We start from the raw sequence: 25889 nt of genomic DNA, 5'->3' as shown, positions 1-25889 counted from the left end.
GGGGTGTCAGGGCCGGGTCAGCTGGACAACCGGATGGGCATGATGAGGTAGCGGTAGTCCTCGCTTCCGCCGTCGTCCACAGGCTTGCCCCCGGTGAGGATGGCGGGCTTGGTCGGCGTGGTGAACTGGAGCCGCGCGACGTCGGAGTCGATCGCCCCCAGGCCCTCCAGCAGGAACTGGTGGTTGAACGCGATGTTGATCTCGTCGCCGTCGAACTCGACCGGCAGCGCCTCCACGGCCTGCGCCTCGTCGCCGCTGCCGGCCTCCAGGACGACCTCTCCGCCGCGGAAAGCCAGCCGTACGGGGGTGTTGCGCTCGGCGACCAGAGCGACGCGCTTGACGGCCTCGACGAACGAGGCTGTGGACAGATCCGCGCGCGCGGAGAACTCGGTGGGCAGCAGCGAGCGGTACTTGGGGAATTCGGGGTCGAGCAGCCGGGTCGTCGTCCGCCGTCCGGAGCTGGAGAACCCGATCATGCCCTCGCCGGTGCCGCCGGCCGAGCTGAGCGCGATCTCGACCTCGGCACCGCTGCCGCCCAGCGCCTTGGCGGTGTCCGCCAGCGTACGGCCGGGGATCATCGCCACGGCCTGGAAGCCGGGCTGCTCGGGCTGCCACTTCAGCTCGCGTACGGCGAGGCGGTAGCGGTCGGTGGCGGCGAGGGTCACGGTGTCGCCCTCGATCTCCATCCGCACGCCGGTGAGCATCGGGAGCGTGTCGTCCTTGCCGGCGGCGACGGCGACCTGACCGACGGCGGAGGCGAACACGTCGCTGCCGACCCGTCCGGCGGCCGGGGGCATGGCCGGCAGGGAGGGATAGTCCTCCACAGGCATGGTGAGAAGTGTGAACCGTGCGCTGCCACAGGTGACCACGGCCTTGGCTCCGTCCACAACCAGCTCGACCGGCTGTGCGGGAAGCGCGCGAGTGATCTCGGCGAGGAGCTTGCCGGAGACGAGGACCACTCCCGGCTCCCCGGTCTGCACGTCGAGGGTCACCTCGGCGGAGACCTCGTAGTCGAAGCCGGACAGCTTCAACCTCTGGTCGTCGGTCACCTCGAGCCGCATGCCGGCGAGCACCGGCACCGAGGGACGGGCCGGAAGGCTCCGTGCCGTCCACGCCACGGCCTCGGCGAGCACGTCGCGATCGATCCGGAACATCACGTGGATCAGCCTCCTGGGTGTCGCTGCTTCGTCAAGTCTTCACTCTCCCGCACCTGTGTGCCTCCAGAACCCCTTCTATGGTTCTTGAGTTCTTTAGAGGGAGAGATACAAGTCGCCTTATTAGGCAGTGTGGATATGTGGATGTCGAGCATTTTCGCAGCTCACGGGAGCTGCTTCATCCACTGCCGGTGTGGGGGAGAGGTGGACGGACCCCCTGTGGATTGTGGGCGGCCGCGCTGTCCCCACACCCGTTCCCCAGGCGGAGGGCCCTCTGTCCACGAGTAATCCACCATGTTTCCACCGGTTGTCCACGGGGTAAAAGGGACAGCCGAGGTGGCTGTGACGAGTACGCACAGGGCGTCCCCAGCTCGTCCACGGGTGTTCCCCAAGTAGTCCCCAGCTTTTCCCCAAAGTTGTCCCCAAGTGGGGACGGCGTGTTGGAGAGCCGGAGAGGGTGTGGGTATCGACGCGGCGGCCATCGAGGGCCGAAATTTTTGATCCACAGAGTTATCCACAGCTGTGCACTAAGCGTTGCGTGCGCGCTGCTTGATCCGTGTCGTCAACTCGTTGACCTGGTTGTACATCGAGCGCCGCTCGGCCATGAGCGACCGGATCTTACGCTCCGCGTGCATCACGGTGGTGTGGTCGCGCCCGCCGAACTGCTGGCCGATCTTCGGCAGGGACAGGTCGGTCAGCTCACGGGCCAGGTACATGGCGATCTGCCGGGCCGTGACGAGGGCGCGGGAGCGTGAGCTTCCACACAGGTCGTCGAGCGAGACCCCGAAGTACTCGGCGGTTGTGGACATGATGAGGGAGATGGTGATCTCCGGGCTCGCGTCCTCGCTGATGAGGTCCTTGAGGACGATCTCGGCGAGCTGGATGTCCACAGACTGCCGGTTGAGGCTGGCGAACGCGGTGACCCGGATGAGCGCGCCCTCCAGCTCGCGGATGTTCGTCGCGATGCGGCTGGCGATGTACTCCAGCACGTCGGGAGGCGCGGCCAGGCCCTCCTGGATCGCCTTCTTGCGCAGGATCGCGATGCGGGTCTCCAGCTCGGGCGGCTGGACGTCGGTGATGAGACCCCACTCGAACCGGTTGCGCAGCCGGTCCTCCAGCGTCACGAGCTGCTTGGGCGCCCGGTCACTGGAGATGACGATCTGCTTGCTGGCGTTGTGCAGGGTGTTGAAGGTGTGGAAGAACTCCTCCTGCGTCTGCTCCTTGCCCTCGAGGAACTGGATGTCGTCGACGAGGAGGATGTCCACAGCGCGGAAACGGGAGCGGAATCCGTCGGCCTTGTGGTCGCGGATGGAGTTGATGAAGTCGTTGGTGAACTCCTCGGAGCTCACGTACCGCACCCGGGCGCCGTCGTACAGACTCTGCGCGTAGTGGCCGATCGCGTGCAGCAGGTGGGTCTTGCCCAGCCCGGAGTCGCCGTAGATGAACAGCGGGTTGTACGCCTTGGCGGGGGCCTCGGCGACCGCGACGGCGGCGGCGTGCGCGAAGCGGTTGCTGGCGCCGATGACGAAGGTCTCGAAGGTGTACTTGGCGTTCAGCCGGGCCGGCTCGCCGGAGGTGCGGCCGCCCCGGGTGTCCCAGCGGTTCTGCCCGGCGCCTGGCACCGGCCCGGACACGGGGCCCGGCCCGGGAACCGGCTCCGGCTTGGGGGCGGCGGGCGGTTCGGGGGAGTAGCCGCCGGGCCGCTGCGGGAGGTCGGGCGAGGACATGTGCTGTGGAGGCTGTGGATACTGCTGGGCCTGTGGATAGTGCTGCCCGTGCGGCTCGGCGTCGCGCCGGATCGGGCCGTCCTCGCCTAAGGGGAAGCGGGGGGCCTGGGAACCGGCCTGTGGATAACTTGTGGACGGCGACTGTGGACGATGGTCGGCCGCCGGGGCGGAGGCGGGGTCGGACGGGGCGGTCATGCCGGCGCCGGGATCCACCATCACGGCGATCCGCACGGGCCGCCCGAGCTCCTGCGACAACGCGTGCACGATCAGCGGGCGCAGGCGTACCTCGATGACCTCCTTGGCGAAGTCGTTGGGGGCCGCCAGGAGAATCGTGTCGTTGATGAGACCGGAGGGCTGCGTCATCTGCAGGAACGCCCGCTGCTGCCCCGAGACGCCCTCGTCGAGCAGGGTCCTGAGCGCCCGAGCCCATACAGCGTTGAGATCGACGCCTTCCATGGCTCGGCCCCTCCTCCCGTTGCGCGGCCCCGCTCGCCCGCCGCGATCCGTGTCGTGTCAGTTTCGTACGCCCCGCGGCACCGGCCCTCGTCCGGATGCCATCCACATATGATCCACATGATGTGCACAGCCCGCGCGTCCTCCCCGGGCACGATTCACGCTGATGGGGGGAAGGGCCGGACGGCCGACAGTAGCGGTGTGCGCAACCTGCGTTCAAGGCGTTGTCCACAGCCTAATGGGCCATGGTCGCTCGCCGTACTCGCTTGGCGGCACGGGTGCCGGTTTGACCTGACGTACGGTGGACCCGTAACGTGTCCCGGTCGGCTAATCACGCGACGGCTATTTCGCATGCCCGCGCATCTGACGAGCCGTGACCATGGAATGTACCGCGCCCGCGGAACGCCGCGGACGTACTTGACGCCTGGAGCCCACCCGTGAGCAAGCGTACTTACCAGCCGAACAACCGTCGCCGCGCGAAGACCCACGGCTTCCGGCTGCGCATGCGCACCCGGGCCGGCCGCGCCATCCTGGCCGCGCGCCGCCGCAAGGGCCGCGCTGAGCTGACGGTCTGACAATCAGACGCCGCCCGCCCGTGTCGAGCGGAGCGGGCGGCCGTACGTCGATCGAGGAAGCCCGGTGCTGCCGTCCGCGTCCCGCATGCGGCGGGGTGACGAGTTCGCCGACGCGATTCGCCGTGGGCGGCGCGCCGGGCGTCCCACCCTGGTCGCACACCTGAACCTGCGCGACGCCGACGAGCCACCGCTGGTCGGCTTCGTCGTGAGCAAGGCGGTCGGCGGCGCCGTGGTGCGGAACCAGGTCAGGCGCAGGTTGAGACACCTCGTGCGGAACCGCCTGCCGATGCTGCCGAGAGGTAGCCTTCTGGTGGTACGCGCCAATCCACCGGCTGCGTCCGCGCGCAGCGAGCACCTGGCCGCCGAACTCGACGTCGCGCTGAGTCGTTTACTCCGGCGGCGCGGGTCCGATTTCCGGGCCCCGACGGATGGACGGTCATGACAGCGCAGCAACCGACCCCGGCAGTGGTGCCCGGGGAGGCCGACCGGCCCGCGACCGGGCCGGTCGCTCGCGTGCTGCTCGCGCTCATCAAGTTCTACCGCGCCTTCATCAGCCCGATGCTGGGGCCGAGGTGCCGGTTCGAACCGTCCTGCAGCGCCTACGGGTTAGAAGCCGTCGCCGTTCACGGAGCGGCGCGCGGGGTATGGCTGACCGTCAGGCGCATCGGACGGTGTCACCCGTTCCACCCCGGAGGTTTCGACCCGGTGCCCCCACGCCGAGTCCGGTCTCACGACGAAACGCAAGGGAGCTAGCTCGGTGGAGCTGCCATTCCTGAACTGGCTGTATACGGCTGTGGCCTGGGTGATCACCCACATCCACGCCGGCTACAGCACATTCATCCCCGCCAGCAGCGGTCTCAACTGGGCGCTGACCATCATCACGCTGACCGTGCTGATGCGTCTGTTGATCTTCCCGCTCTTCATGAAGCAGATGCGCTCGTCGCGCAAGATGCAGGAGCTCGCGCCCAAGGTCCAAGAGCTGCGCAAGAAGTACAAGAACGACAAGCAGCGCATGAACCAGGAGGTCATGCGGCTGTACCAGGAGGGCGGCGCCAACCCGCTGGGGGGCTGCCTTCCGATCGTCGCGCAGTTCCCGATCTTCATCTCGATGTTCACCGTGCTGCGGGCCATCGCCGAGGACCGGGCCGTCTTCGGGATGTCCAAGGAGCTCGTGGAGAGCGCCCGGCACGCGCACGTCTTCGGTGCCCCGCTGCCGGCGACCTTCTTCACGAGCGCGGCGGACATCGAGAAGTTCAGCGCCGATCCGGTGGTCACGAAGATCGTGCTGGCGCTCTTCGTCGCCGTCAGCTCGCTCACCACGTTCCTCACCGTCCGGCAGAGCGTGACGCGCTCGATGGCGCAGATGCCGGACAACCCCATGGCGCAGCAGCAGAAGATCCTCATGTACATCTCGCCGCTGTTCGCCGTCTTCAGCCTGAACTTCCAGCTCGGTTTGATCCTCTACTGGGTGACCACCAACCTGTGGACCCTCGGCCAGCAGCACTGGTTCTACAGCCGCCACCCGATGCCGGTGGTGGACGAGAAGGGCAACGTCACCACTCCCGAGCCGACGAACGGGATCTTCACCAGGCTGGTGGGGAAGCCCAAGGCGGCGGAGCAGCCTGAGCCGGCACCCGCCCCCAAGATCGTCCGTCAGCAGCCGGCGCGCCAGCCTCGCAGCAAGCGCACCGGCAGCAAGAAGTCGTAGGAGAAGGAGAGTCCGGACGTGACCGAAGCTGAGGAGACCCTCAAGCCTGCTCCCGACATCGATGCCCTCGAACAGGAGGGCGAGATCGCGGCGGACTACCTTGAGGGCCTGCTCGACATCGCCGACCTGGACGGCGATATCGACATGGACGTCGAGGGGGACCGTGCCGTCGTCTCGATCGTGGGCATCAAGGGTGACGAGCTCGTGGGTCCCGGCGGAGAGGTGCTTGAGGCGCTGCAGGAGCTGACGCGCCTGGCCGTGCACCGCCAGACGGGGGAGCGTTCGCGGCTCATGCTCGACGTGGGCGGCTATCGGGAGCGGCGCCGGGCCGAGCTCACCAAGGTGGGTGCCGCGGCGGCCGACGACGTCAAGCGCACCGGCGAGCCGAAGGCGCTCAAGCCGATGACGCCTTTCGAGCGCAAGATCGTGCACGACGCCGTCGCGGCGGCGGGCCTGCGCAGCGAGTCCGAGGGCGAAGAGCCCCGCCGCTTCGTGGTGGTCCTGCCCGCCTGACCGCTTTTCACAGTTCTGACGCGGGGAAGCCGCCGGTCCCACATCCGGGACCGGCGGCTTTTCCGTCCTGTACGTGCCTCTGTCCCTTCCCCTCCCAGCCGGACCAGGGCGGCCGGCGGACGCCGGATGTACGGCTGGCCGTCGCCGAGGGGGGAAGGACGGTTACCCTTGGCCCAGAGCGTTCATGAATGAGTGAGTGATGACGGAGAGCAACGAGCTGCCCGAGGCGCCCCCGGTGGCGCGAAAGATCTTCACCGGCGAGGCGTTGGAGCGGGCCCGGCTGTTCGCCGAGTTGCTCGCCGGGCCGGGCGTGGTGCGGGGACTCCTGGGGCCGCGTGAGGTGTCCCGCATCTGGGACCGGCACCTGCTGAATTGCGCGGTCGTGGAGGAGGCGGTCCCGCCGGACTCGACCCTCGTCGACATCGGCTCGGGCGCGGGCCTGCCCGGGCTCGTGCTCGCGATCGTCCGCCCCGATGTGACGGTGACCCTGCTGGAGCCGCTGCTGCGCCGGACCGTGTTCCTGTCCGAGTGCGTGGAGGCGCTCAAACTCGACAACGTGGAGGTGCTGCGCGGGCGGGCGGAGGAACTCGCCCGAAAGCGCGTCTTCGACGTGGCGACTGCCCGTGCGGTCGCGCCGCTCGACCGTCTGCTGGCGTGGTCGATGCCGCTGCTGCACGAGGGTGGGGAACTGCTCGCGATGAAGGGCGAGCGGGCGCAGGAGGAACTGGACGCCGCCCGTCCCCAGTTGGAGGCGTTTGGGGTGAGGCACGTCGAGTTGATCACAGTGGGGCACGGTAAGGTCGAGCCGCCCGCGACCCTCGTTCGCGTCGTCGCCGGACGGTCACCGCGAACGGACACGCGGAGGCGACGAAAGAGGTGAGCCGGTGGCGGACGCCGGATCAGGCGGTGTGACAGCGGGCCTGGGTTGGCCGGAGACCCGGCTCCCCCTACGCTGGGAGATCGCGACAGCAGGCCGGTCCTCCGGGGTGGGCTGGCCTCGTCCCTCTGCTTCGCCGGTCGAAAGGACGACGACCGTGTCCCAGACCCCCCTTAGCCCTGGCGATTCGCCGCTGGTACGAGAGGCACTGAGTTCTGTGGTTTCACGTGAAACAGCCGCACCCCCGCAGGCGGCTGCGCCTTCCGTCGGTTACTCGACGCGCGACGAGGGGGCCTGGCCCCGGCCTTCTAGGTGCCGCGTGATGACGGTGGCCAACCAGAAGGGCGGCGTGGGCAAGACCACCACAGCCGTCAACCTGGCGGCCGCGCTGTCCATGCACGATCAGCGCGTCCTCGTGGTCGATCTCGACCCACAGGGCAACGCGTCCACCGCGTTGGCGACGGAACACCGGTCGGGGATGCCGTCGGTGTACCAGGTCCTCGTGGACGACATGCCGCTGTCGCAGATCGTGAAGCCGGTCCCCGAAATGCCGAACCTGTTCTGTGCTCCCGCCACCCTCGACCTCGCGGGCGCGGAGATCGAGCTGGTTCCGATGGTCGGCCGGGAGACTCGCCTGCGCCGGGCGCTGGCGTCGTTCGACGCGATGGAGTTCGACTACATCCTCATCGACTGTCCGCCGTCGCTGGGACTGCTGACCGTGAACGCCATGGCGGCGGCACAGGAAGTGCTGATCCCCATCCAGTGCGAGTATTACGCCCTTGAGGGGCTCACCCAGCTCCTGCAGAACGTCGAGCTGGTGCGCGCGCATCTCAACCAGACGTTGGCGGTCACGACCATCCTGCTCACGATGTACGACGGCCGGACCCGCCTCGCTTCTCAGGTGGCCGAGGAGGTGCGATCCCACTTCGGCGACACCGTGCTCGACGCCGTCATCCCCAGGAGTGTCCGTGTCTCCGAGGCGCCCAGCTACGGGCAGTCGGTCATGACGTACGACCCGGGCTCGAGCGGAGCGCTGGCGTACATGGGCGCCGCGCGCGAGATCGCCTACCGCGCGGCGGCCCTCGCCGGCGCCTGACAGAGCCGCGCGTAGCGCGAACGACGCGTCGACGACGGGGCTCGCCCGGACGGGACAGCACCGTTTAGGTCTCCCGGAGCATGCAGCGCATTGGGGGAGGAATAATGCCGAGCTCAGTCGTCACCGCGCCGGCCGGAAGGTTCGGCCCTCGCCCAGCCCATCCGGTACTCCGCGGTGCCGTGGGTTGGGCGGCGCATACTTGAGACGTCACTGCGCCGGCCGGAAGCTCCGGTCCTCGCGAAGCCCGCTCCGCTGGGCCTTCGCTGCGGTCCTCCCTCCCGCCCGCTCCGCTCCTCCCTGGTGATGCGGGGCGTTGGGCGGGTTTGTACACAGCTCGATGCGCGAGACTCATGGGGACGCCGTCACAGCGGTACTCTCTCCTGGTGTGTGCGTGCCGGTGCCCAGTGACCCCGAGTCGCTGGGCACCGCCTTCTGTGCGGGTATGAGGGAGCAGCGGTGAGCCAGCAGCGTCGGGGACTGGGCAAGGGTCTTGGGGCTCTGATCCCCACAGGACCGATCGTCGAACCGGCGTCCATGGCGAGCGTTTCGCCTGCCGGCCCACCGACGGCTGTGCCGGGAGTGGACGTGGCTGGCCTACGTCCGGTGGAGGGCGCCTACTTCCAGGAGATCGAGGTCGACTCCATCTCCCCGAACCCGCGGCAGCCGCGTGAGGTGTTCGACGAGGACCGTCTCGACGAACTCGCGGCATCCATCAAGGAGGTCGGCCTGCTGCAGCCGGTCGTCGTCCGTGCGGTGGAGGGCGGTCGCTTCGAGCTGATTATGGGGGAGCGGAGGTGGCGCGCCTCGCAGATCGCGGGGCTGGACCGCATTCCCGCGATCGTCCGGAGCACCCAGGACGACGAGATGCTCCGTGAGGCGCTCATCGAGAACCTCCAGCGGGAGCAGCTCAACGCGCTGGAGGAGGCGGCGGCCTACCAGCAGCTTCTGGACGACTTCGGTGCCACCCACGAGGTGCTGGCCAGAAAGGTGGGGCGGTCCCGCTCGCACATCAGCAACACCCTGCGCCTGCTGAATCTCCCGCCCGAGGTGCAGCGCCGGCTGGCGGCCGGAGTCATCAGCGCCGGGCACGCGCGGGCGCTGCTCGCGCTCAACGATCCCGCCGCCCAGGAGCGACTGGCGAGCCGGATCGTGGCGGAAGGGCTGTCCGTACGGACCGTCGAGGAGATCGTGGCCCTGGGCGAGGCGACGGCGGGACCGGCTCCGCGTAAGCCTCGGGCGAAGAAGCCGACCGCCCCGGCGCTCCGCGACCTGGCGGACCGGCTCTCTGACCACTTCGAGACAAGGGTGAAGGTCGACCTCGGCAGCCGGAAGGGCCGCATCGTCGTCGAGTTCTCCACGATCGACGACCTGGAGCGGATCATCGACACGATGGCACCGGAGGCCGCCAACGCGATGCGCAGTAGGGGCATCGCGACCGACTAGTGCGCTGTCCATCCACTTGCCGTGTGGGGGAGCGGAGCGGAAGGAAGCGAGGACCGCAGCGAAGGTCCAGCGAAGCGGACTTCGCGAGGACCGGAGGTTCCTTCCAGCGCAGTGACCACCCCCGCCGGGAGGTCATCGACACAGCCTCAGGGTTTCACGTGAAACACGGGCCTGAGAGGGCGTGATCGAGCTCGGTTGTCGGCACCGCCCCACCCTCGTGCTCACCAGACTCCATGAGGCGGGGAGCGGAGCGGAAGGAAGCGAGGACCGGAGGTTCCTTCCAGCGCAGTGACCAAACCCGCCCAGAGCTCGTCGGCACCCCGAGAGCATGGGTTTCACGTGAAACACGCGGTGGACCCAGCTCTCGGCGCACTCGGCCAAGGGTGGTGGCAGTGATCCGCGCTGCGCAAATCGTGAACGTCCGCAGGCTCTCACCGTCGGAGTGACGGACGGCCCGGCCGAGGGCGGTTTGCCTTCACACCCCTCCAGGCGCGATCACAGTCTGGAGGGGTGTTTCACGTGAAACGGAGGTGGGGTCAGGCTCGGGTGGCGGCCAACTCGAGGAGTCCCTTGCACAGGGTGCCGAGGTCTCGGCCCGCAGCCTCCGCGGCCATCGGCAGCAGGGACGTCTCCGTCATGCCGGGTGCCACGTTGACCTCAAGGAAGTACGGTTTGCCGGAGCCGTCGACGATGAGGTCGGTGCGGGAGAGGTCGCGCAGGCCGAGGGCGGTGTGCGCGGCGACCGCCATTCCGGCGCACGCCTCGGCGACCTCGGGGGAGAGCCGGGCCGGTGCGAAGAACTCTGTTTGGCCGGCCGTATAACGGGCCGCGTAATCGTACACACCCCGATCGGGCACGATTTCCACCGGCGTCAGAGCGACCGGCCCGTCGCCGAGATCCACCACGGAGACCGCGACTTCCACGCCCTGGACGTACCGCTCTATGAGCGCGGTGTCGCCATAGGCGAAGCAGCCGACCATCGCGGCGGGCAGTTCCTCTGCCGTGCGGACGATGGACGCGCCCAGCGCGGAACCGCCGCGGGAAGGCTTGACGAAGAGCGGCAGGCCGAGCCGATCGATGATGCGGGCGAGCACGGCCGTGGCGCCGAGATCGTGGAACGTCTCCTTGGGCAGCGCCACGGAGTCGGGCGTGTTGAGCCCCCAGGAGCGGACGACGGCCTTCGCCGTGGGCTTGTCGAAGGAGACCCGGCAGGCGTCCGGCGTCGCCCCCACGTACGGCACGTCGAGCAGTTCCAGCACCGACCGGATGGCGCCGTCCTCCCCGGCGCCGCCGTGCAGGGTGACGAACACCGCGTCCGGCGGGTCCGCCAGCACGGCGGGCACGAAGGTGGCGTCCGCGTCGCGCGTCTCCACGTCCACACCGACCGCCCGCAGCACCTCCGCGACGCGGCGTCCGGACCGGATGGAGACCTCACGCTCGTAGGAGAGCCCTCCCGCGAGGACGAGCACGTGGCCCAGATCGCTCATGACGCCTCACCGCCCATGCGGACGGCGGCGGCGCCGGTTCCGGTCCGCGCCCCCCTCCACGGACGCACGGGGGGCGATCCTTGGGTCATCGTTCGCTCGCTCACGAAGAGGGCCTTTCTCGCCTCGAGAAGTCAGTACGGCCAGCCTGAACAGGCTAGTGCCCCGCCCGCGCCGGTGCGTCCCCCGGTACGCCAAGCCATCCCACGCGGGTGTGGCGCACTTCCATCCATAGCGTAGGAGCCGCCCATGAGGTCCCATGGGCGGCTCCTAGGTCGCAGGGGGCGGTGGCCGTACGCGCTCTAGGCGAGATCCGGGCTGGGGGTGTCGACGCCGGCGTGTCCCGGCGCGGAGCCGGTGCCGAACGTGTCCCGCAGCCTGAGCTCCTGCTCGATCACGCCCGCCAGGCGGCGCACGCCCTCCTTGATGCGGTCCGGCTCGGGATAGCAGAACGACAGGCGCATGTTCCGCGCGCCGCCGCCGTCGGAGTAGAAGCCGGTGCCGGGCACGAACGCGACCCGCTCGGCGACCGCACGGGGGAGGATCGCCTTGGAGTTGAGTCCCTCGGGCAGCGTCATCCAGACGAAGAACCCGCCAGCGGGGCGGGTCCATGTGCAACCGGGCGGCATGAGCACGTCGAGCGCGCCCAGGAGCGCGTCACGCCGCTCGCGGTACAGCTCACGGAACGACTTGATCTGCTCGCGCCACGGCTGGGTGGCGAGATACTGGCCGACGGCGAGCTGGGTGAAGGACGAGTGCGACAGCACCGCCGACTCCATGGCCAGGACCAGCTTGTCGCGTACGGCGTGCGGGGCGAGCGCCCAGCCGACGCGGAAGCCGGGGGCGAGGGTCTTGGAGAACGAGCCGAGGTAGACCACGCCCTCGGGGTCGTCGGCGCGCAGCGCCCGCATCGGTTCCCCGTCGAAGCCGAGCAGGCCGTACGGGTTGTCCTCCACCACGAGAACCCCGGCCCTGTGGCAGATCTCCAGCACCTGGCGGCGGCGCACCTCGTTCAGCGTCACACCGGCCGGGTTCTGGAAGTTGGGGATCGTGTAGAGGAACTTGATCCGGTTGCCGGCCGCATGGAGCGCGTAGATGGTCTGGGCGAGGGCTTCGGGGATGAGGCCCTGGTCGTCCATGGCGATGTGCACGACCTTGGCCTGGTAGGCGCTGAACGTCCCGAGCGCTCCGACGTACGAGGGCCCTTCGGCGAGCACGACGTCGCCGGGGTCGATGAAGATCCGGGTGATCAAATCGAGCGCCTGCTGCGAGCCCACCGTGACGACCACGTCGTCGGCGTTCGCCTCGATGCCCTCCATGCGCATGACCTCGCAGATCTGCTCGCGCAGGGCGGGGTCGCCCTGCCCGGAGCCGTACTGCAGGGCCACCGAGCCGCGCGTGCTGACCAGGTCGGCGACGAGCTCGCTGACCAGGTCGAGGGGGAGCGCGTTGACGTACGGCATGCCGCCGGCGAGCGAGACCACCTCGGGCCTCGACGCGACGGCGAAGAGAGCTCGGATCTCGGAGGCGACCATCCCGGCGGCGCGGGCGGCGTACCGGTCGACGTAGGCGTCAATGCGCGACCCGTGGGCCGCGTTAGTCCGACCGTGATCAAGCTCTTGTGCCACGGTCCACCTCCGATCACGTAGCCAGGAAATCCAGAGTACGGTAACGCGCCACGCCCATCACAACTGGGTATTGACCATCAATGGCCCCTTTTCTTGCATTCCTGTCCCACTGGTTTCGGCCCGGCCAACCCCTTTAATGCTCGTCGGCGGCTGTTCGTGGCGCACCCGCTCCTGCCCTTCCGCTGAGTTACGATGCGACCTGGAGACGCCGTTTTCGCGCGCTTTTCTGGCAGGACTCCTGACGGGGATTGGGGCATCACGTGTCGCGTCGGCTGGTCAACGTCACCCTCGACAATCTCGATGACCTGCCGCGCCGGTGCCGGCGGTGTGTGTTCTGGGAGCTCGATCCCGTCAGCGGCGAGCGCGCGGTGGAGGCGGGCGACCCGGGGCTGGAGAAAGAGGCGTGGATCTCCGCGACCCTGCTCGAATGGGGGAGCTGCGGCAAGATCGCCTATGTCGACGGGGTCGCGGCCGGGTTCGTGCTCTACGCTCCGCCGCTCTACGTCCCACGCTCGGTGGCGTTCCCCACGTCTCCGGTCAGCTCCGACGCGGTGCTGCTGATGACCGCGCACATCGTGCCGGAGTTCACCGGCGGAGGCCTGGGCCGGATGCTCGTGCAGGGCGTCGCCAAGGACCTGACCCGCCGCGGCGTGCGGGCGATCGAGGCGTTCGGCGACCTGAAGTGGGAGCAGCCGGGCGGCTGCGTGCTGCCCGCCGACTACCTGCTGTCGGTCGGGTTCAAGACCGTCCGCCCGCATCTGCGCTTCCCCCGGCTCCGGCTGGAGCTCAAGACGGCCGTGTCGTGGCGCGAGGACGTCGAGGTGGCGCTGGAGCGGCTGCTGGGCTCGATGTCCCCGGAGAGGGCTCTGCGGCCCGTCTGAGGGGATCTCAGCGGTACGTGTGGCCGCTGACGACACAGGAGCCCCCCGCGCGAGTGCGCGGAGGGCTCTGCTTCGTAGCGGAGGGCTCTGCTTCCGGCGTCAGATGACGCCGTCGAGTTCGCGCAGCAGCATGGCCTTCGGCTTGGCGCCGATGATCTGCTTGACGACCTCGCCACCCTTGTAGACGTTCATTGTCGGGATCTGGAGCACGCCGTAGTCCCGCGGCGTGACGGGGTTCTCGTCGATGTTCAGCTTGACGATCGTCAGCTTGTCGGCGTGCTCGGTGGCGATCTCCTCGAGGATCGGCCCGACCTGACGGCACGGACCGCACCACTCGGCCCAGAAGTCGACCAGAACCGGCTTGTCGCTCTTGAGGACCTCGGCCTCGAAGCTCGCGTCCGTCACGCTCTTGATCGCGCCCACGGTATTTCTCCCCTTGCGTGAGTGGTGTGGCGGTGCAGACAACCGCGGGGACCGTCCCCGCATTCCCGATGCCGGGACTCAGGCGTTCAGCGTCAGCCAGCGCTCGGCGTCGAGCGCCGCCGCGCATCCGGTCCCGGCCGCCGTGATCGCCTGACGATAGGTGTGGTCGACGACGTCCCCGGCCGCGAACACTCCGTCGATGTTCGTGCGCGTCGACGGGGAATCGACCACGATGTACCCCTCCTCGTCGAGATCGACCTGACCCTTGACGACGTCGGTGCGGGGCTCGTGCCCGATCGCGATGAACACGCCCCCCACGGGGAGGTCGGTCTCCTCGCCGGTCTTGACGTTGCGCACCCGCACCCCGGACACCCGCTCCTCGCCGAGCACGTCGGCGACCTCGCTGTCCCAGACGAAGCGGATCTTCTCGTTCGCGAACGCCCGATCCTGCATGATCTTGCTGGCGCGCAGCGAGTCGCGGCGGTGGATCACCGTCACCGACTTCGCGAACCGGGTCAGGAAGATCGCCTCCTCCATCGCCGTGTCACCGCCGCCGACCACCACGATGTCCTGGTCGCGGAAGAAGAACCCGTCACACGTGGCACACCAGGAGACGCCCCGGCCGGACAGCCGCTTCTCGTTGTCCAGCCCCAGCTCGCGGTAGCTCGAACCGGTGGCCAGGATGACCGCCTTGGCGTAGTAGGTGTCGGTGTAGGTCTTGACGACCTTCGGGTCGGCCCGCAGGTCCACCTCGACGACGTCGTCGGCGACCAGCTCGGCGCCGAACCGCTCGGCCTGCTTGCGGAAGTTGTCCATCAGGTCCGGGCCCATGATGCCGTCCGGGAACCCGGGGAAGTTCTCCACGTCGGTGGTGTTCATCAGGGCGCCACCCGCGGTGACCGAACCCTCGAAGACGAGCGGCTTGAGGTCCGCGCGCGCGGTGTAGACGGCCGCCGTGTAGCCGGCCGGCCCCGACCCGATGATGATCACGTTTCGAACGTCGCTCAACGGACCCGCCTTCTTCGATCCCGGTGGATGTGCAGTGCCGTCAACAGATCCTAGGCCCCGGTCATTCCCGGGCCGACCCCTGTCATGACGAAGCCCCCCGGAGGTCGCGGGGGGCTTCGTCACTGCTGATGGTACGGCTATCGCCGCGCGGTCACTTCCAGGAGGCCAGACCCTCGGGGCGCAGCTTGCGGCACCCGGAGTCCACCACGACCACCCTGACGGCGTTCATGCTCTTGTCCTCCCAGAACGCCATGATGGTGGCCTCGTTGCCGTTGTAGAGAGCCTTGTCGACGCCGATCGGCGTGCGGTCGAGCTCGTTCGAGAACCGCTTGACGCAGGTGTCGAGGTCCTCGTCGTCGTTGGTGCCGGAGCCGGGCGCCACGCCGAAGTACCCCAGCAGCGGCCCGCGCAGCTCCCGGCTGGTGTAGTTGTGGCCGCTGGCGTAGGTCGAGTAGGTCATCGCCTGGACCTTGGCCGGGCTCTGGCCGGGCTCGCCCTGGCTCACCACCTGCTGCGACGGCGAGTCGCCGAACGAGAGCAGCCCGGTGGCGAGACCGCCGCTCCCGATCACCACGGCCGCGGCCGCGGCGACCGCGGCGGGCATGGCCCACGCGCGCCGTCTGGACGCCTTCCCGCCCGTCGTACGCGTCCCGGAGCGGCGCCTGGCCGGCCGGATCGTGCCGTCGTCGGCGACGACTCCCAGTGGAGCGACCGGCGCGAGCTCGCGCTCCGGCTCCGCGGAATCGGCCACCGTGGTTTCGACCGGAGGCTCGACCGTCTCCCACGGGACGCTCTCCAGTGGAGCGCTGTCCCAGGGGGCGTCCCGCATGATGCGGTCCCAGTCCGGAGCCTCGGCGGCCAGGGCCCGGTCTATGCGCTTGGCGACGCCCAAAGGCATCGCCGGCACCGGCACCGCCGCCAGGACCTCGCGGACCGCGGCCAGGTCGGCAAGGCTCTCCCCGCAGGGGTCGCAGACCGCGAGATGCTCGCGGACCCGCCGGGCCGTCGTGTCGTCGAGGAGACCCTCCGCCAGCTCGGCGAGAACCTCCAGGTCGTAGTGCGTGTCACCCGTCACGAAGTTCTGCTCCCTTCCCGGATGAGACGCGAGTGAGGTCAGATCGGTTCCGCAGATGCGAAAGAATCGGGGCGAGTTTCGCGCGGCCCCGCGCACAGCGGCTCTTCACGGTGCCCGGGGGGACCCCCAGCACCGCCGCCGCGTCGTCCACCGCGTACCCCATCATGTCGACCAGCACGAGAGCCGCCCTCTGGTCGGGCGGCAGCAGCTTGAGCGCCGCCGTGACCTCCAGGGAGACCTCGCGCTCGCCCGCGTGGTCGGTGGCCGGGGCGTCGCGCTCCGCGGCCTCGATGAGCTCGTCGTCGGCGACCGGGCGCACCGACTTGCGGCGCATGCGGTCGAGACAGGCGTTGACCACGATGCGGTGGAGCCACGTCGTGACCGCCGCCTCGCCGCGGAAGCTGTCCGCCTTGCGGTACGCCGAGACGAAAGCGTCCTGGACCGCGTCGGCCGCCTCGTCGGGATCGCCGAGCGTACGCAGGGCGACCGCCCACATGCGGTCGCGGTGTCGCCTGACGATCTCACTGAACGCGTGAGGGTCACCGCCGAGGTGGCGGGTCAGCAGATCGGCATCGGACATCGCGCGGCGCGCGTGCTCAGCCGTCGGGGGATTGTCTGGTGGGGAGTTCACAAGTCCCTGCTATGCCGATCCGGGGGAATGCACCGTTACGTCGTAGATAGTGCCACGATACTGCCCGTTGTAGGGGGGAAGTCGGGTGAACCAGATCAAAACGTACTGGCCAGTGGTGGCCTTTTCCGGAGTGAGCGTCACCGAACCCGACGCGCCCTTCTTCTCCGCCACGGTTTTCAACGAGGACAGCTCCGCCGCGTCGCCTACCTTGAGCTGCACCGTCGCGCCGCCTCCGGCGCCCAGGGAGACGACCACGTCGGCGATGGGGACCGGCTTGCCCATGTCGAGGATGAGCCCGACGCCGTCCTTGAGCCGTCCCAGGTCGGCACTGCTGTAGCTGTCGGTGTGCCAGTCGGTGGACGGCTTGCCGTCGATGGCGAGCGGGGCGATCTCCGGCTTCTCGGCGCGGTCGGAACCGAGGGGGTCGAACCCCGCCGCGCTCACCGCCTTGACCGTCACCGGCTTGAGCGAGGGGGACGGGGACCGCGCGGCGTCCGACTGGGCCACCCCCCTCGGGGTGTTGCCGAGGTTCTTGCCCACGGTCCAGGCGCCCACGCCGACGGCGGCCATGACGAGCAGGACGATAACGGTCAGCAGGATCTTGCTCGCGGTACCCGTCTGCGGGCGCGGCGGAGGGACCATCGTCATCTGGGACGGCATGCGCGGCGGCATGGTCGACATGCCCGGCCCGTCCGGCGCCTCGCTGCGCAGGTTCAGCGCGGGCGGCGCGGTGGTGACGGGGGCCGGCGCGGGACGGGGCACCTGGGCGAGGGCCTCTGCCACGTCGGCCGGGGTGGCCAGCGGCGGCTGCCCTCGCCGGGACTCCTGCAGCAGCGCGCGGCAGGTGATGGCGTCCAGATAGCCGGGGACTCCCGCGGTGACCTGCCGCGGAGTGCAGACCTTGCCGTCGTCCAGCGGTGCGGTGGGCAGCCCGCAGTCGGAGTCGCCGGGCCAGTGGCCGGTCAGCGCCGCGTAGAGCAGACGGCCCAGCCCTTCGGCGTCCTCCCGGGCGGGCTCCTCGCTGCTCAGGTCGAGGATCGCGGCGTCGACGGCGAGCCCGAGGAGCTTGACCGTGCCGCCACTCGTCCAGACCAGGCGGCCGGGGGTGAGGTGCAGGTGGGTGAGGCCGGCCGCGTGCGCGTGCGCCAGGGCCTCGGCCGCCTCGGCGACCAGGGCCGCGCCGCGCTCGGGCTCGATCGGCCCGCTCTCCAGCAGGTCGAGGAGCGAGTCTCCGCTCACCCACTCGCTCACGACGTACGCGGTGCCGTCCTCGTCGGCCGCGTCGAAGACCTGGGTGAGACGGGGGTCGGTCAGGCGGCTCGCCAGGCGGGCGGCGGTGACCACCTCCTGGACCCGGGGGAAGTCGGGCGCGAACGTGTGGACCGCGACCGGCCGGGCGAGGATCTCGTCCAGGGCCTTCCACAGGGTCGCACCGGCGGACTCGTGCACCCGGTCCTCGAGGCGGAACCGATCCGCCAGCCGGGTCCCCGGTTCGACCGTGGACATGCTCATACGGCCGCCCCGCTCCGCGGCCCGTCGGCATGCCTCAGCCGATGCCGGGTGGTTCCGCCCACGCCTTCCCGCTTCCGCTCGCCGGTCCGATACTCCAGATCGCGTCCCTGAGACCTCCTGCCTGCCGCCTCCACCGGTCGGACAAGATCTGCGGGACGCACTCCCTGGCGCACCATGCTAGTGCCGTGCCGCTTGTGCCCGCCTTCCCGATGGAAAACGTCCGAATCGGACTTCTGGGTTACCTTCCAGTTGCCGGTCGCTCTTGAGGACTCTTACCGTCCTACCCGGCTTGCGACAAGTCCAATGATGGAGCGGACCTCGGGCACCCGCAGCCGGTGCGCGGCCACCATGTACAGCAGCAGCCCCGCGCCGCCGCCCACCGCGAGCACCACGGCCGAGCTCACCGCGGTGATCGAGGTGAACTCCCTGGCCAGCCACAGGACCGCCAGCGCCAGCGCGGCGGCCGGGATCGCCGCCGCGTACATCCGGCCGAGTCCGGCGGTGACCTCACGGCCGCCGAGCCCGCCGACCTTCCGGCTCGCCAGCACCCACGCGACGACGCAGAGCACGATGTACGTGATCAGGTAGGAGAACGCCAGCCCGATGATGACGTACCGGTCGGGAAGCGTGAAGTAGGCGACCAGGCTGAGCGTCGCGTTGATCGCCACGTTCACCCCGGCCATGATCGCCGGGGTGCGGGTGTCGCCGAAGCTGTAGAAGACCCGCAGCAGGAGCTGGAAGATCGAGAACGGCACGAGCGCGACGCCGAACACCTGCAGCACGTGGCCGATGTAGATCGCGTCAGTCGTGGTCATGCGGCCCCACGAGAAGATCAGCGTGGTGACCGACGGCCCGAGCACCATCAGCAGCAGTCCCGCCGGGACGATGACGGACGAGACCAGCCGCACCGCCGAGGCGAAGTCCGTGCGCACCGAGTCCAGCTCGCCGTCGGCGACATGCCTGCTCATCCTCGGCAGCATCGCCGTGATCACCGACACCGCGATGATCCCGTACGGGAGCTGGAAGAGCTGGAAGGCGTACGCCCACGCGCTGTTGCCGGCGCCGGGGGCCCGTGCGCCCGCACCGGTCGCGAGCTTGGTGGTGACCCAGAAACCGACCTGGGTGATGCCGGTGTAGGCGAAGGTCCACACGGCGGCCCTGGCCGCCTCTCCCAAGCCGGAGCCGCGCAGCCCGAGACGGGGACGGAACCGGAAGCCCGCCCGGTGCAGCGCGATGATCAGCACGAGGGCCTGGGCCACGATGCCGCCGGTCGTGCCGAGACCGAGCAGCGTGAGGTCGCGTTCGCTCACCTTCTCGATGTCGGACGTCCCGACGGCGTAATAGGCGGCCAGGACGCCCATGACGACGATGTTGTTGAGCACCGGCGCCCACATCGGGGCGGCGAACCTGTCCCGGGTGTTGAGGATCGCGCCGGCCAGCGAGCCGATCCCGAAGAACGCGATCTGGGGGAGCATGTACCTGGCCAGCGTGGCGGCGACCTCGACCTTGTCCTCGGACCAGTTCGAGGCGGTGTAGAGATCCATGATCGGCCGGGCCAGCAGCACGCCGACCAGTGCGACGGCCGTCAGCACGATCACCGCCAGCGTCATCAGCCGCTGTTCGAACGCCTGGCCCCCGTCGGGGTCCCGCTTCTGCGCCCGGACGATCACCGGCACGATCACGCTGCTCAGCACGCCCTGCAGCAGCAGGTCCAGCAGGATGTACGGGATCATGTAGGCCGCGTTGTACGCGTCACCCAGGGCGAAGGTCCCGATGGCGGCGGCGAGCATCGCCGTACGGACGAAGCCGGTGAGCCGCGAGACCATCGTCCCGGCCGCCATGATCGCGCTGGCCCGCAGCATCCTGCTCATGGTGTTCCTGGCCGCCTTCCTCCGGATGGTCCCGATTACGGTGACTGGGTGCGCTCGGCCGGGACGGCTCCCGGCCGGTCCCCGGGCGGGCCATCCTCGTCCGCCGGCCCGTCGAACGGGAACGCCTTGCGCGACCTGCGGCGCAGGACGCGCATCACCACGGCGGCCAGCATGATGACCACGGCCGCACCCACGATGACGAGGGCGATGCCGGTGTAGCCGGTCGCGCGCACGACGACGCGCACCGCGCTGCCGTACCTCTCGCCCTCGTCGGTCAGCAGCTGCACGGAGATGCTCGCGTCGCCGCCGCCGTTGCGGACGATCACCGGCACGTTCACGAGCTGGCTGCGTCCCGCGAGGATCCTCGTGGTGGGGGTCACGTAGACCCCTCCGGGGGCCTCACGCTCGTCGATCGCGAGCCGTGACTTGTTGCCCGAGGTGACCCGGATCTTGATCTGGATGTCCTTGTCCAGGTTGTTGGCCACGCTGACGGGGACCTGGCCGTTGCTGCCCGCGACCGCGCGCGGGGTGTCGAGCACGGACACGTGGCCGATGCGGTCGTCGATCGCCTTCTGCACCTGGCCGGCGAAGGAGACCGCCCGCTTGCCGTCGCCTCGCCAGGAGGCGGAGGCCAGCCGGAGTATGGCCGTGTGGAAGACGTCCGTGTGCTCCTCCGTGACGGTGGCCACGGCGTCGGCCTTGCGCTCCAGCTTGCGTACGGTGGCCAGATAGGAGCGGCTCAGCTCGGCCTGGCGGTCGCGGTCGGTGTAGGTCAGGTCGCCGCGCGGCGTCCCGGCCCGGCCGGGCTTGACCGAGTCGAGCGAGGTCATGCGCAGCCAGGGCGCGCCGGAGACGGCCTGCAGGAGGCCGGAGACGAACGCCGGGTCGGGGGTCCACAGGTGTGTCTCGGGCGCCGCGATCACCGTGCGGGAGGTCGTCTTCGCCGTCGCGTCCTGCCCGGCCTGGCCCGCCTGGCCGGGCTGGCCGAACGGACCGGTCCGCTGGCTCTGCTGCTCGAAGGCGATCATCGCGGTCTCGGCGAGGAACCGCTGCCGCGCGAGCATCGCGGCCCCGGGTGCGGACACGTCCCCGCCGAGGAGCTTGCCGAGCGTGGGGTCGGCGAGCAGCGCGGTGACCGGGTTCTCCGCGACGGTGTCGAGCCTGGCCGCGGCGTCGGGAGTGGTCGGCTCCGGGGGGAGGGCGGGCTGCCCGTCCTGCGTGACGGCCCGCGGCGGCAGCGCGTCCCCCGACAGCAGCACGGACGTGACGCCCGACATCGCCAGCTCGTCCACCGCGTCACGGTCGATCTTGCCGCCGGCCGGCCACGCGGTGGTGCCGCGGATCTCCCGGCCGAGCAGTTCGGTCGCGAGCGCGGCCCCACGCTGCACGGACGCCGCGGCCTGCTTGTCGAGACCGTGGTGCACGAGCGCGGCCACGTCCGGATCGGCGTACGGCGTGGCGACGACGGTCTTGTCCGTCAGCGCGCTGCGCAGCCCGTTCAGCCACTGGCCGGCGGCGGGGTCGGCGTCCTTGCGCGTGCCCTTCACGCTCCGGGGGCCGGAGGACAGGACGCGGACGTCGTCGAGCAGGGCGGGGTCCACGAACCAGGTCACCCCGTCGCCCGTGTCCTGCGCGGTCTGGAGCAGCGACGCCAGGCGGCCGGACGCGAGCGAACCGGACAGGTCGTCGTCCATGAACGTCGCGTCGTCGGCGCGGTGGGGCCGGTCCACGAGCGGCAGGGCGACGGCCAGCTTGACCGTGGGGATCTGCTCGCCCTTGGGGGCGTACGTCAGGAAGGTGCGCTCGATCCCGAGCCGCTGTCCGGTCGCCGCGTCGGTGACCTCGACCTCGAAGGGGTAGACCCCCGGCCGGGGCAGGCCCAGCTCCTGCGGGGTCACGGTGAACCGGAAGGGGAGCTTCCCCGACTGGTCGAGCGGCGTGGCCTGGATCCTGGTGCTCCAGTTGGTGGTCCCGTACCCCTGCTCGGCCAGGTAGGCCGCCATCTCCGTCCGGGAGGCGAACGGCCGGCCCCGGGAGTAGCGGACGGCGACCCGCACGGAGGACCCCGGCGTGCCGGACACGGTTCCCGCGACCGTCACGGGTGCGGCGGCGGTGCGTACGACCTCCGGCGTGATCTCGCTCACGAGGAGCGGATCGGCCGGAGCCGCCGCGACACGACCCGGAGGCGCCGCGACAGCCGTACCGGCCATGCCCGCGGGGGATGCGAGCAGGGCGGTCAGCAATGTCAGCAGCGCGGCCTTACGGATCATGTGCCGGCCGGCGGTGAGGTACGGCGCACGCCCAGAATGCTATGGCCTATGCCGTCCGCATAGGACTCACCAGGCTCGCGAGACCCCTCCTTTGGGCCGTGCTCAGGTCGACGGGCTTGGCCGCCACCAGGTCGAACAGATGGATGGCACGCAACCGCAACGCGGTCCGGCGCTCGCCGGTCGCGGTGTGGACGACCTCGTCGGGATCGATGCGCTCCATCAGCCGCTGGTCCACGAGAACGGTCAGATCGTCGGGCAGCAACAGCGGGCAGACCAGGCCGTGCGCGTAGTCGGTCGCGGAGTTCACGGTGAAGGCGGACGCGGGGGTTACCCTGTGGGCGCGCAGGACGGCGCCCACCTCCGCCGGCCCGGGACAGGAGTTCACCGCGCTCACCACGGCCACCGCGTGTGCCCGTCCGCGCGCCGACACCTCGAACAGCGACACGCACAGGCAGGTCTCGGGAGTGACCCCCAGCACCTCGGGAAGCTCGTCCGAGCATGTCAACGGGCGCGGAAGACGTACGATCTCATGGTGGATCTGGTGGGCGAGGAGCCAGCGGTGAATCGCGAGAGCGTCTTTCATCTCGTGTGCTCCTTGCGTCGTCCAGCGCCCCCGAACCGTCCGTGGCCTGGTGATCGCTAAGTGTGTCTCCCCTGGGTGACACCCGAACACCTGGGCCATCGGGGGAGAGTTTCTGTTCCGTGACCGAAGGACCTACCCAGCCTTGTCCGTTTCAAATCTGAGCGACAGCCAGCAGCGCGCCGTGAACGAACTGTTCCGCCGGATCGCCCCTGTCGCCGACGAGCTCGGTGAACTGTTCTCGGCCCGGGGGCACGAGCTGGCCCTGGTCGGCGGTTCCGTCCGCGACGTCCTCCTCGGCCGCGCGAGCAAGGATCTCGACCTGACCACGGACGCCCGTCCCGAGCGCGTGCTGGAGATCGTCAAGGACTGGGCGGACGCCGTCTGGACGATCGGGATCGACTTCGGCACCGTCGGCGTGCGCAAGGGCGGGTGGCTACTGGAGATCACGACCTACCGCAGCGAGTCGTACGACCCCGCCTCGCGCAAGCCCGAGGTGATGTACGGCGACTCGCTCGACGGCGACCTCGCCCGGCGCGACTTCGCGGTCAACGCGATGGCCGTGCGCCTGCCGCAGCACGAGTTCGCCGACCCCTACGGCGGGCTGCCCGACCTCGCCGCGAAGACGCTGCGGACACCGGGCAGGCCCGAGCAGTCGTTCGACGACGACCCGCTGCGGATGCTGCGCGCGGCGAGGTTCGCCGGTCAGCTCGGCTTCACGGTCGCGCCCGAGGTCGTCGAGGCCATGACCGCGATGTCCGGCCGCATCGAGATCGTCTCGGCCGAGCGCATCCGCGACGAGCTCGACAAGCTGATCCTCGGCGCGTACCCGAGGGCCGGGCTGGCGCTGCTGGTGGAGACCGGGCTCGCCGCCCACGTCCTGCCGGAGCTGCCCAAGCTGCGGCTGGAGATCGACGAGCACCACCGGCACAAGGACGTCTACGAGCACACGCTGATCGTGCTGGAGCAGGCGATCGGGCTGGAGGCGGCCGGCCCCGACCGGGTGCTGCGGTGGGCCGCCCTGCTGCACGACATCGGCAAGCCGAAGACCCGGCGCAACGAGCCCGGCGGCCGGGTGTCGTTCCACCACCACGAGGTGGTCGGCGCGCAGATGGCCAAGAAGCGGCTCACCGAGCTGAAGTTCCCCAAGGACGTGGTGTCCGACGTGTCCAAGCTCGTGGAGCTGCACCTGCGCTTCCACGGCTATGGGACGGGGGAGTGGACCGACAGCGCCGTGCGCCGCTACGTCCGCGACGCGGGACATCTCCTCGAACGCCTGCACAAGCTGACCAGGGCCGACTGCACCACCCGCAACAAGCGCAAGGCCCAGGCCCTGTCGCGGACCTACGACCAGCTGGAGGAGCGCATCTCCCGGCTGGCCGAGGAGGAGGAACTGGCCAAGATCCGGCCCGAGCTGGACGGCAACGAGATCCAGGAGATCCTCGGCGTGCCGCCGGGCCCGGTCGTCGGCAGGGCCTACAAGCACATGCTGGAGATCCGCATGGACCAGGGCATGATCGGCAAGGAGGCCGCGAAGGACGCCCTGCTCGCCTGGGCCCGCGACACCGGGATCCTGTCGTAGGCGATCAGTCGGCGGCGGGGACCGGCGGCCTCCGCGTGGCGGTGGGCAGCACCATCCGGTACAGCACCGCGCCGAGCAGGTAGCCGACGCCGATCACGGCGAGCGCGACATAGGACCTGCCGTCGGGCGGCAGCAGCGCCGCCGCCAGCACCGCGCCGAGGACCGTCATGCCGTTGAACAGCATGTCGTACACGGAGAACGCGCGGCCGAGATAGGCGTCCTCGACGTCGCGCTGCACGACGGTGTCCGCGCAGATCTTCACGCTCTGCCCGGCGACGCCGATCACGAGCCCGGCGGCCACGAACGCCCACTCGTGGAACGTCGCGCACAGCGCGAACTCCAGGACGCCGCAGGTCACCAGCATCATCGGGACCCAGGTCTCGATCCGGAACCGCTCGGTGGCCCATGGTGTGACCAGCACCGCGGCGAAGCTGCCCACGCCGACGGCGCCGAGCACGAGCGTGATGCCCTTCAACGCGTCGTCGGGGTTCGTGGTGAAGCTGTAGCGGTAGAGCATCACCACCGCCGCGGTCGAGATGCCGAACATGAGGCGGTGACTCGCCATGCCGGTGAGGGCCGCCGCCGCCGAACGCCGGTGCGCGAGGTGCCGGGCGCCGTCCACCAGGCCGGTCAGCACGTTCCGCACGGCCTCGCGGGCCTGCGGGAGGTCCGGGTCGTACGCGGGGCCGAGCAGGGAGCGCTCCATCGTCCGCGCGATCAGCGCGCTCAGTCCGAAGACGAGGCCGGAGCAGACCAGCAGCACCGCCACGCCCCCGTCGCCGGATCCGGCGACCGCGCGCAGCAGGACGCCGGCGCCCATCCCGATGAACGTCGCCACCGTGCCCGACGTGGGCGTCACCGCGTTGCCCATCATCAGGTGCTCGTTCGGCACGACGTGCGGCAGCGACGCGCCGAGGGCCGCCAGGAAGAACCGGTTGACCGCGAGGACGCCGAGCGCCGCCGCGTAGAAGACGCCGTCGGAGGCCCCCGCCGCGACGAGGACCGCGGCCAGCACCAGCAGGGTCCCGCGTACGATCGGCGCGATGACGAGGATCTGCCGCCTCGACCAGCGGTCGATGAACACCCCGACGAAGGGCCCGAGGACGCTGTACGGCAGGAGCAGCACGGCGAGACCCGCGGCGATCGCGGTCGCACTGGCCTGCCGGTCCGGGCTGAAGAACGCGTAGCCGCCCACGGCGAGCTGGAAGATCCCGTCCGAGAACTGCGAGACGAGCCGAGTGGCGAAAAGCCGCCGGAAGTTCGACCCCCGCAGGACCACCCGCAGATCGGAGACGTAGGACACGGCGCACAGCCTACGCGGGCGATCAGGACCGAGCATCAGGATCAACCCTGATAAAGCCCCTACGTCACACCGGCATCGAGGTGATCACGTACTCT

The 25889-nt window shown here is 69.8% G+C and carries 23 protein-coding genes; 10 read left to right on the top strand and 13 right to left on the bottom strand.

The features are described 5' to 3' along the window. Positions 1 to 17: 17 nt before the first annotated feature. Complete coding sequence (gene dnaN, locus ACWEQG_RS20650; protein ID WP_363460215.1) at positions 18 to 1157, bottom strand: DNA polymerase III subunit beta; 1140 nt, start codon at positions 1155 to 1157, stop codon at positions 18 to 20. A gap of 524 nt (positions 1158 to 1681) precedes the next feature. Further along, positions 1682 to 3337: a chromosomal replication initiator protein DnaA gene (gene dnaA, locus ACWEQG_RS20645; protein ID WP_452286763.1), complete on the bottom strand. Its 1656-nt coding sequence runs from the start codon at positions 3335 to 3337 to the stop codon at positions 1682 to 1684. Positions 3338 to 3771: 434 nt separating this feature from the next. Here dnaA and rpmH point away from each other — a divergent pair, with 434 nt between their 5' ends. From rpmH to ACWEQG_RS20605, 8 genes are all read left to right on the top strand, one after another. Next, on the top strand, positions 3772 to 3909 hold the full coding sequence (gene rpmH, locus ACWEQG_RS20640) for a 50S ribosomal protein L34 (protein WP_015772801.1): 138 nt from the start codon (positions 3772 to 3774) through the stop codon (positions 3907 to 3909). 64 nt (positions 3910 to 3973) lie between these two features. Beyond that, positions 3974 to 4351 carry a ribonuclease P protein component gene (rnpA, locus tag ACWEQG_RS20635; protein ID WP_452286761.1) on the top strand — a complete coding sequence of 126 codons (378 nt, stop codon included), beginning with the start codon at positions 3974 to 3976 and terminating at the stop codon, positions 4349 to 4351. Further along, entirely contained in the window at positions 4348 to 4662 is a 315-nt protein-coding gene (gene yidD / locus ACWEQG_RS20630; protein ID WP_169983599.1) for a membrane protein insertion efficiency factor YidD, read from the top strand. Before rnpA ends, yidD begins: the two co-directional genes overlap by 4 nt. A 4-nt stretch (positions 4663 to 4666) precedes the next feature. After that, positions 4667 to 5617: a membrane protein insertase YidC gene (gene yidC, locus ACWEQG_RS20625; RefSeq protein ID WP_363460208.1), complete on the top strand. Its 951-nt coding sequence runs from the start codon at positions 4667 to 4669 to the stop codon at positions 5615 to 5617. Between the two features lie 18 nt (positions 5618 to 5635). Further along, on the top strand, positions 5636 to 6130 hold the full coding sequence (locus tag ACWEQG_RS20620) for a Jag family protein (protein ID WP_346223729.1): 495 nt from the start codon (positions 5636 to 5638) through the stop codon (positions 6128 to 6130). A 199-nt stretch (positions 6131 to 6329) separates the two neighbouring features. Beyond that, positions 6330 to 7010 (top strand): 16S rRNA (guanine(527)-N(7))-methyltransferase RsmG, encoded by a 681-nt coding sequence (gene rsmG / locus ACWEQG_RS20615; protein WP_452286759.1) that lies wholly within the window; start codon positions 6330 to 6332, stop codon positions 7008 to 7010. Positions 7011 to 7329: 319 nt separating this feature from the next. Beyond that, positions 7330 to 8103 carry a ParA family protein gene (locus tag ACWEQG_RS20610; RefSeq protein ID WP_363460204.1) on the top strand — a complete coding sequence of 258 codons (774 nt, stop codon included), beginning with the start codon at positions 7330 to 7332 and terminating at the stop codon, positions 8101 to 8103. Between the two features lie 456 nt (positions 8104 to 8559). Beyond that, entirely contained in the window at positions 8560 to 9546 is a 987-nt protein-coding gene (locus tag ACWEQG_RS20605; protein WP_452286757.1) for a ParB/RepB/Spo0J family partition protein, read from the top strand. A gap of 536 nt (positions 9547 to 10082) precedes the next feature. Here the strand turns inward: ACWEQG_RS20605 and ACWEQG_RS20600 are convergent. Together ACWEQG_RS20600 and ACWEQG_RS20595 are read right to left on the bottom strand one after the other, a co-directional pair. Further along, positions 10083 to 11033, bottom strand: a complete 951-nt coding sequence (locus ACWEQG_RS20600; RefSeq protein ID WP_169983605.1) for a D-alanine--D-alanine ligase family protein — start codon at positions 11031 to 11033, stop codon at positions 10083 to 10085. A 299-nt stretch (positions 11034 to 11332) separates the two neighbouring features. Then, complete coding sequence (locus tag ACWEQG_RS20595) at positions 11333 to 12565, bottom strand: aminotransferase-like domain-containing protein (protein ID WP_452286795.1); 1233 nt, start codon at positions 12563 to 12565, stop codon at positions 11333 to 11335. Positions 12566 to 12918: 353 nt separating this feature from the next. Here ACWEQG_RS20595 and ACWEQG_RS20590 point away from each other — a divergent pair, with 353 nt between their 5' ends. Continuing rightward, entirely contained in the window at positions 12919 to 13539 is a 621-nt protein-coding gene (locus ACWEQG_RS20590) for a GNAT family N-acetyltransferase (protein ID WP_142573380.1), read from the top strand. 99 nt (positions 13540 to 13638) lie between these two features. On the opposite strand, the gene trxA is transcribed toward ACWEQG_RS20590, so the two are convergent. From trxA to ACWEQG_RS20550, 8 genes are all read right to left on the bottom strand, one after another. Beyond that, a complete protein-coding gene (trxA, locus tag ACWEQG_RS20585; protein WP_310741774.1) occupies positions 13639 to 13962 on the bottom strand; it encodes a thioredoxin in 324 nt (107 codons plus the stop codon). Between the two features lie 78 nt (positions 13963 to 14040). Continuing rightward, positions 14041 to 14970 carry a thioredoxin-disulfide reductase gene (gene trxB / locus ACWEQG_RS20580; protein WP_452286755.1) on the bottom strand — a complete coding sequence of 310 codons (930 nt, stop codon included), beginning with the start codon at positions 14968 to 14970 and terminating at the stop codon, positions 14041 to 14043. 151 nt (positions 14971 to 15121) lie between these two features. Next, entirely contained in the window at positions 15122 to 16045 is a 924-nt protein-coding gene (locus ACWEQG_RS20575) for an anti-sigma factor family protein (RefSeq protein ID WP_452286753.1), read from the bottom strand. Next, complete coding sequence (gene sigM / locus ACWEQG_RS20570; protein ID WP_346223722.1) at positions 16035 to 16625, bottom strand: RNA polymerase sigma factor SigM; 591 nt, start codon at positions 16623 to 16625, stop codon at positions 16035 to 16037. Before sigM ends, ACWEQG_RS20575 begins: the two co-directional genes overlap by 11 nt. A gap of 60 nt (positions 16626 to 16685) precedes the next feature. Continuing rightward, positions 16686 to 18188 (bottom strand): protein kinase family protein, encoded by a 1503-nt coding sequence (locus ACWEQG_RS20565; RefSeq protein WP_452286751.1) that lies wholly within the window; start codon positions 18186 to 18188, stop codon positions 16686 to 16688. Positions 18189 to 18460: 272 nt separating this feature from the next. Beyond that, positions 18461 to 20059: a murein biosynthesis integral membrane protein MurJ gene (gene murJ / locus ACWEQG_RS20560; protein WP_452286749.1), complete on the bottom strand. Its 1599-nt coding sequence runs from the start codon at positions 20057 to 20059 to the stop codon at positions 18461 to 18463. A gap of 35 nt (positions 20060 to 20094) precedes the next feature. After that, positions 20095 to 22329: a hypothetical protein gene (locus ACWEQG_RS20555; RefSeq protein WP_452286747.1), complete on the bottom strand. Its 2235-nt coding sequence runs from the start codon at positions 22327 to 22329 to the stop codon at positions 20095 to 20097. 46 nt (positions 22330 to 22375) lie between these two features. Beyond that, positions 22376 to 22912, bottom strand: a complete 537-nt coding sequence (locus tag ACWEQG_RS20550) for an aminoacyl-tRNA deacylase (RefSeq protein ID WP_363460188.1) — start codon at positions 22910 to 22912, stop codon at positions 22376 to 22378. Between the two features lie 142 nt (positions 22913 to 23054). Between ACWEQG_RS20550 and ACWEQG_RS20545 the strand changes: the two genes are divergently transcribed. Next, positions 23055 to 24491: a CCA tRNA nucleotidyltransferase gene (locus ACWEQG_RS20545; protein WP_363460186.1), complete on the top strand. Its 1437-nt coding sequence runs from the start codon at positions 23055 to 23057 to the stop codon at positions 24489 to 24491. A gap of 4 nt (positions 24492 to 24495) precedes the next feature. Here ACWEQG_RS20545 and ACWEQG_RS20540 read toward each other — a convergent pair whose 3' ends face one another. Next, the gene (locus ACWEQG_RS20540) at positions 24496 to 25794 is read right to left on the bottom strand and encodes an MFS transporter (RefSeq protein WP_363460184.1); all 1299 of its coding nucleotides are present in this window, start codon (positions 25792 to 25794) and stop codon (positions 24496 to 24498) included. Positions 25795 to 25889: the final 95 nt, after the last annotated feature.

The organism is Microbispora sp. NPDC004025 (genome assembly GCF_053604425.1).
This window is presented reverse-complemented; position numbering and strand designations above follow the sequence as displayed.

Bases quoted from the DNA above. Each gene is read 5' to 3' on its own strand.
- ACWEQG_RS20550 (WP_363460188.1), bottom strand. From the start codon at position 22,912: ATGAAAGACGCTCTCGCGATTCACCGCTGGCTCCTCGCCCACCAGATC.
- ACWEQG_RS20565 (WP_452286751.1), bottom strand. From the start codon at position 18,188: ATGAGCATGTCCACGGTCGAACCGGGGACCCGGCTGGCGGATCGGTTC.
- murJ (WP_452286749.1), bottom strand. From the start codon at position 20,059: ATGAGCAGGATGCTGCGGGCCAGCGCGATCATGGCGGCCGGGACGATG.
- yidD (WP_169983599.1), top strand. From the start codon at position 4,348: ATGACAGCGCAGCAACCGACCCCGGCAGTGGTGCCCGGGGAGGCCGAC.
- dnaA (WP_452286763.1), bottom strand. From the start codon at position 3,337: ATGGAAGGCGTCGATCTCAACGCTGTATGGGCTCGGGCGCTCAGGACC.
- ACWEQG_RS20595 (WP_452286795.1), bottom strand. From the start codon at position 12,565: ATGGTCGCCTCCGAGATCCGAGCTCTCTTCGCCGTCGCGTCGAGGCCC.
- sigM (WP_346223722.1), bottom strand. From the start codon at position 16,625: ATGTCCGATGCCGATCTGCTGACCCGCCACCTCGGCGGTGACCCTCAC.
- ACWEQG_RS20610 (WP_363460204.1), top strand. From the start codon at position 7,330: ATGACGGTGGCCAACCAGAAGGGCGGCGTGGGCAAGACCACCACAGCC.
- ACWEQG_RS20555 (WP_452286747.1), bottom strand. From the start codon at position 22,329: ATGATCCGTAAGGCCGCGCTGCTGACATTGCTGACCGCCCTGCTCGCA.
- ACWEQG_RS20600 (WP_169983605.1), bottom strand. From the start codon at position 11,033: ATGAGCGATCTGGGCCACGTGCTCGTCCTCGCGGGAGGGCTCTCCTAC.
- rsmG (WP_452286759.1), top strand. From the start codon at position 6,330: ATGACGGAGAGCAACGAGCTGCCCGAGGCGCCCCCGGTGGCGCGAAAG.